6 protein-coding genes and 4 tRNA genes are annotated in these 5,576 nt (G+C 73.8%); 6 read left to right on the top strand and 4 right to left on the bottom strand.

The genetic code is table 11. The features are described 5' to 3' along the window. Positions 1–186: 186 nt before the first annotated feature. Positions 187–756 (top strand): CGNR zinc finger domain-containing protein, encoded by a 570-nt coding sequence (locus tag ABT247_RS31360; RefSeq protein WP_350749447.1) that lies wholly within the window; start codon positions 187–189, stop codon positions 754–756. Between the two features lie 68 nt (positions 757–824). Here the strand turns inward: ABT247_RS31360 and ABT247_RS31355 are convergent, their stop codons facing one another. Further along, complete coding sequence (locus tag ABT247_RS31355) at positions 825–1,289, bottom strand: hypothetical protein (protein ID WP_350749444.1); 465 nt, start codon at positions 1,287–1,289, stop codon at positions 825–827. Between the two features lie 124 nt (positions 1,290–1,413). On the opposite strand from ABT247_RS31355, the gene ABT247_RS31350 reads away from it, so the two are divergent. Next, a complete protein-coding gene (locus ABT247_RS31350; RefSeq protein ID WP_350749441.1) occupies positions 1,414–1,914 on the top strand; it encodes a DsbA family protein in 501 nt (166 codons plus the stop codon). A 14-nt stretch (positions 1,915–1,928) separates the two neighbouring features. On the opposite strand, the gene ABT247_RS31345 is transcribed toward ABT247_RS31350, so the two are convergent. The 3 genes from ABT247_RS31345 to ABT247_RS31335 form a co-directional block, all read right to left on the bottom strand. Then, entirely contained in the window at positions 1,929–2,774 is an 846-nt protein-coding gene (locus ABT247_RS31345) for a GNAT family N-acetyltransferase (protein WP_350749438.1), read from the bottom strand. Between the two features lie 132 nt (positions 2,775–2,906). Beyond that, positions 2,907–3,737 carry an aminotransferase class IV gene (locus tag ABT247_RS31340; protein WP_350749435.1) on the bottom strand — a complete coding sequence of 277 codons (831 nt, stop codon included), beginning with the start codon at positions 3,735–3,737 and terminating at the stop codon, positions 2,907–2,909. A gap of 12 nt (positions 3,738–3,749) precedes the next feature. Continuing rightward, entirely contained in the window at positions 3,750–4,817 is a 1,068-nt protein-coding gene (locus ABT247_RS31335; RefSeq protein WP_350749432.1) for a chorismate-binding protein, read from the bottom strand. Between the two features lie 330 nt (positions 4,818–5,147). Here ABT247_RS31335 and ABT247_RS31330 point away from each other — a divergent pair. From ABT247_RS31330 to ABT247_RS31315, 4 genes are all read left to right on the top strand, one after another. Next, positions 5,148–5,220, top strand: a tRNA-Gly gene (locus tag ABT247_RS31330). Between the two features lie 40 nt (positions 5,221–5,260). Further along, positions 5,261–5,334: transfer RNA gene (locus tag ABT247_RS31325), tRNA-Cys, on the top strand. A 34-nt stretch (positions 5,335–5,368) separates the two neighbouring features. Further along, positions 5,369–5,440: transfer RNA gene (locus tag ABT247_RS31320), tRNA-Val, on the top strand. 41 nt (positions 5,441–5,481) lie between these two features. Then, positions 5,482–5,553, top strand: a tRNA-Val gene (locus ABT247_RS31315). Positions 5,554–5,576 lie beyond the last annotated feature (23 nt).

Genomic DNA, 5,576 nt, shown 5'->3' with positions numbered 1-5,576 from the left:
GGCCACCCGTACGGGTGGCCGGCTCCACTGCCGGGCGCCGCCCGTTCCAGACGTTTCGGGACACTCCAGCGGGATCCGTACGGGGCTTCGAAAGAACGCACCGCCCTTCTGCCGCAAGGGCCGGTATGGTCTGGGGTAACCGTGGACGCGGGGTACCGGAGTCCCCCTGCGCGAGGAGCCCCCAACGTGCTGATCACCCATGACACCGAGTGCGCGCTGAGCATCCTCGTCGACCTGCTCAACACCGCACCCGAGGTGTGCGGCGACGAGCGGCTGCCGGACGTCGCCGCGCTGGACGCCTTCGTGGTCCGCCAGGAGATCAGCGAGATCGACTCGCTGACCGAGGACGACCTGCGGCGGGTGCACGAGCTGCGCACCAGGCTGCGCGAGGTGTTCGCCACGGAGTCCACCGCAGAGGCCGCCGAGCTGGTCAACGCGGTCGTCGCGGCCGCCGGGACGACGCCCCGGCTGGTCAACCACGACCACCACGACTGGCACATCCACTACTTCGCCCCGCACGCCGCGCTCGGGGACCACCTCGCGGCCGAGCTGGGCATGGCGCTGGCGTTCATCCTGATGGCCGGCGAGCGGGAGCGGCTGCGCCGGTGCGAGGCGCCGGACTGCGCCCGGGTCTTCGTGGACCTCTCCCGGAACCGCTCGCGGCGCTACTGCGACAGCCGCACCTGCGGCAACCGGCTGCACGTCGCCGCCTACCGCGCGCGGCAGCGGTCGGCGGAGGCCGTGGCCTCCGCCTGACGAACCCTGCCCGGCCGCGCTCCGGCGGTGGGGTTCGGTGCGCCCCGGCCCCGGCTGCGCGGCCGCGGTCAGATACCGCGTTTGCGGAGGATCTCCTCGATGTCGGCGAAGTCGCCGAGGCCGTCGTCCCGCTTGCCCGCGGCCGGCTTCCCCGGTTTCCCCGGCGTCCTGGGCGGCGGGGCCACCGCCGGCTGCTCGGGGGCCGGGCCGGCCGCCGCCGGACGCTCGGCGGCACCCTCCACGGCGCCGCGGCGGCCCACCCAGCGGGTGGCGACCAGCAGGACGGCGGAGGCGCCGAGCAGCGCGATGCCCGTCCACACCCGGGGGTCGAAGACCAGCTTCGCCGCCCAGTCGGCGAACTCCCGGCCGATCATGGCGGCCAGCGGGAACAGTCCGGTCAGGTAGAGCCCCGCGGGCAGCAGGGCCACCGCGAACCAGCGCGTCGCCGAGCGGAAACGCCGCCGCCGGGCGCGCAGGCCGGCCACGGCCACTCCGGCTGCCGTGAGGAGGAAACTGATCGCCGCGGTCAGCACGACCGTGCCCCCTCGCTCGCGGTGGTCCTGGTCATCGCTGCCTCCCCGGTCGGTCCGCCGGCGGCGCACCGCCGGCGGCGCACCGCCGGCGGGAGTGGGCACCTACTAGTGGAACACTGGGGGAATGATCGATGGTTCCCTCCCCCGCCTTGAGTTCTGGTGCGACCTCCAGTGCCCCGACTGCCGCACCGCGCTGGACGACGTGCGGGCGCTGCGCGCCCGGTACGGCGACGCGCTGCCCGTGCAGCTGCGGCACTTCCCGCTGGAGAAGCACAAGCACGCCTACGCCGCTGCGGAGGCGGCCGAGGAGGCGTTCGCCCAGGGGCTGGGGTGGCCGTTCGTGGAGGCTCTGCTGGCCCGGGTCGAGGAGCTGGACGCGCGCGGGCAGCAGGTGCTGCTGGCGGTGGCCCGGGAGGTCGGGGCGGATGCCGAGGAGGTCGACACCGCGCTCATCGACGGTCGGCACATGCTGACCGTGGACGCCGACCAGGCCGAGGGCAAGGCGATCGGGGTCAAGGGCACGCCGACCTACGTGATCGGCGGCGAGCGGCTGGACGGCGGACAGAGCCAGGACGGCCTGCGCGAGCGGATCATCGCCGTCATCGAGGCCGCCAAGGCTTCCTGACGATCCGTCAGCCATCAGAGCGCTTTGCCGTAGCAGCGGTTGGTGACGCGGTAGCCGAGCGAGTCGTAGAGCCGGACGGCGACGTCGTTGCCGGAGAAGACGTTCAGGCCGAGCTCGCGCACGCCGGCGGCCAGGCACTCGCGTTCGGCGAGCAGCATCAGGGTGCGGCCGTGTCCCCGGCCCCGGTGGGCCGGGGACACCTCCACGACCATGACCCAGGCGAGCGGTGCGCCGTCCGGCAGGTCACGCAGGTGGAGGTCCACCCAGAGCGAGCCGAGCGGCTCCCGCCCGCCGTCGGCGCCGTACAGCCGGCGGAGGGCCACCCCGGGGCTGTCGGCGCCGTTCGGGAGCACGTTCCGGTGGTCCGACAGCGACTTGGCACGGGCCTGCTCCTCGCTGAGGCCGGAGCCCATGAGCGAGACGACGTAGCCCTCGGCCGCCCGGTCGAGCCAGGCCGGGAGCTCCGCGGCGTCGATCGGGCGGGCGGTGACGCCGGCGGGCAGCGCGGGCGCGGTGGTGAGGCTCTTGCTGAGGTTCCGCATCCGCTCGGTGTAGCCGAGGGTCGCGGCGAGGCTGCGGGCGACCGGGGCCCACTCGGGGACGTTGACGTCCACCCGGGTGCAGTCCCAGCCGCGCAGCACCTCCTCCGCGGCCAGCGCGCCGAACGTGCCGCGCCCGCGGCCGCGCCCCTCGAAGACCTCCAACTCCGATATCTCACCCCAGAACTGGCTGCCGTGGCGGGTCGAGGTGGTGCGCAGCGCGCCGACCGGGCGGCCGTTCGCCAGGATCCGCCAGCGTCTGGTGCGACCGCCGGCCGCGGTGGGTGTCTCGGGGCCCTCGGGGCGCAGCGTGGTGGTCATGTGGTGGTCCCTTCCCCTCGCCGGGACGGTTATCCGCGCCGCCCGTCGCCGCCCGTCGCCGCCGGGCGCACCGGCCCGGCGTACGGCCCGTGGTCCCCTCCGGGTGCCCGGCCGCCCGCCCCCGCGAAGGGGTCACGGGTCGAGGTCGTCGCCGCTGCGCTCGGTGAAGACGGCCATGGCCTTGGCGGTGACCGGGCCGATGCCGGGCAGCACGCGGTCGTCGATGCGGGTGACGGCCTGGACGTCCCGGGTGGTGGAGGTCAGGAAGACCTCTTCGGCCTCCTGGAGGGCGCTCAGCGGGAGGTCGGCCTCCTCGGCCTCGCACCAGTCGACGACCAGCTGCCGGGTGATGCCGGCCAGACAGCCCGAGTCGAGCGCGGGGGTCAGCAGACGGCCGCCGATGACCACGAAGACGTTGGAGCCGGTGCCCTCGCAGAGCCGGCCGGCGGTGTTGGCGAACAGCGCCTCGGAGGCGCCCACTCGGTGGGCGGCGGCCAGGGCGACCACGTTCTCGGCGTACGAGGTGGTCTTGAGGCCCGCGACGGCGCTGTGCTCGTTGCGGCGCCAGGGAACGACGGCGACGGCGGTCTCGTCGGGGCGGCGGTCGATGGCGCCGAGGGCGACCACCAGGGTCGGACCGGCCGTGCCGCGCTCGGAGCCGAGCGGGGAGGTCCCGCCGGTGTAGGTGACCCGCAGGCGGCCGAGCGGGGCGGGGTTGGCCTCGAGGACCCGGGCACAGGCCTCGCGGACCAGGTCGTGGTCCGGGTCGGGCAGGCCCAGGCCGCGGGCGGAGCGGGTGAGCCGGTCGAGGTGGCGGGTGACCGCGAAGGCCTTGCCGTCGACGGTCTTCATGGTCTCGAAGACGCCGTCGCCGGTGGTGAGCCCGTGGTCGAGGACGGACACGGCGGCGTCGGCGGAGTCGACGAGCGTCCCGTTGACCCAGCTCGTGGTGCGGTTGTGCATGGAGGGCTGCTCCTAGGCGAGGTGCGGCTCGTGGTCGGTTGCGCTGCCCGACGCTATCGCGACCAGGCGGGCGGCCTTCAGTTCGGTTTCGTCCCACTCGCGCTCGGGGTCGGAGCCCCAGGTGATGCCGGCGCCGGTGCCGAAGCGCAGGACGGGCGCCCTCGGATCCTGCCGGTCGAGCCAGAAGGTGCGGATGCCGACGGCGAGCTCCCCCTCGCCGCGGTCGGCGTCGACCCAGCCGACGGCGCCGCAGTAGGGGCCGCGCGGGGCGGTCTCCAGGGCCTCGATGATCCGCAGGGCACTGGACTTCGGGGCGCCGGTGACCGAGCCGGGCGGGAAGGTGGCGGCGAGGAGTCCGGGCCAGCCCTCGTCCTCGCGCAGGGTGCCCTCGACCGTGGAAACCAGGTGGACCAGCCCGGGGTGCTTCTCCACGGCGCACAGGTCGGGGACGGTGACCGTACCGGTCTCGCAGACCCGGCCGAGGTCGTTGCGGACCAGGTCGACGATCATCACGTTCTCGGCGTGGTCCTTCTCCAGGAGGTCGTGCTCGGTGCGGCCGGTGCCCTTGATCGGGCCGGAGGAGACGGTGCGGCCGGTGCGGCGCAGATAGAGCTCCGGCGAGGCGGTGGCGATCTCGACGCCGTGCTCCGGCAGCCGGATGGTGCCGGCGTACGGGGCCGGGTTGCCGTGGGCGAGCAGGCCGGTGAGGGCGTCGATGTCGCTGCGGTCGGGGTCGGGCAGCGGCGCGGACAGCACCCGGCAGAGGTTGGCCTGGTACACCTCCCCGGCGGCTATGTGCTCGCGGATGCGGCGGACCCCCGCCGTGTAGGCGGCGCGGTCCAGCGAGCTGTGCCAGCTGCCGGCGTCCGGGCCGCGCCAGCCCGCGCCGGAGGGCGGGGCGGGGGCGGGGCGGACCTCGTCGAAGCGGGCGCAGGTCAAGCGGCCCTCGAAGTCGTAGGCGACAGCCCAGTAGCCGGAGGAGTCGAGCGCGGCCGGGTCCGAGGTGACGTCCCGCAGTCCGGTGGCCACGCGGCCTCCGAAGCGGGCGAGCGGGGTGCGGGGGTCGGGGTGGCCGGACACGGTTCTCCTGCGCGGTGGTGCTGGGGGCGGCGGTGCCTGAAGTGTAGGTCGGGGGGCGTGGGCCCGCCGGGCTCGCGCCCCGGCGGGCGGGGGCGGGCGGGCAGCGCTGCACGTCGCGCGGGTGTGCGCCGGGTGGCCTCCGAATGACCGTCCGGAAGCGCTGCAGGTGGCGGCTGGTGACCTCGCCGGGCGGCCGCGGCGGTGACACCGGAGGGCAGGCCCTCGGCATGCTGCGGGAACGGATTTTTAGCTGGCCCGGGAATCCGCTAGAGTTCAACACGTCGCCAGGGAGCGCAGCCGAAGAAAAGCGGTGAAGATCCCGGGAGACAGGCGGACGTGGCTCAGTTGGTAGAGCATCACCTTGCCAAGGTGAGGGTCGCGAGTTCGAATCTCGTCGTCCGCTCGATGGAGAACAGTGTAAGATCGTTCTTCGTGTGTTGCCTGGTGGAGTGGCCGAGAGGCGAGGCAACGGCCTGCAAAGCCGTGTACACGGGTTCAAATCCCGTCTCCACCTCCAAGAGGATCCCCCGGTTCCACCGGGAGACCTCCCCGCGCGATTAGCTCAGCGGGAGAGCACTACCTTGACACGGTAGGGGTCACTGGTTCAATCCCAGTATCGCGCACGTCGGGCCCTTCGGGGTCTGCTGCAGGACCGCCACACCAGGCGCGATTAGCTCAGCGGGAGAGCACTACCTTGACACGGTAGGGGTCACTGGTTCAATCCCAGTATCGCGCACGTCGGGCCCTTCGGGGTCTGCT

This window comes from Kitasatospora sp. NPDC001539 (genome assembly GCF_040298565.1).
Taxonomy (GTDB): domain Bacteria; phylum Actinomycetota; class Actinomycetes; order Streptomycetales; family Streptomycetaceae; genus Kitasatospora.
This window is presented reverse-complemented; position numbering and strand designations above follow the sequence as displayed.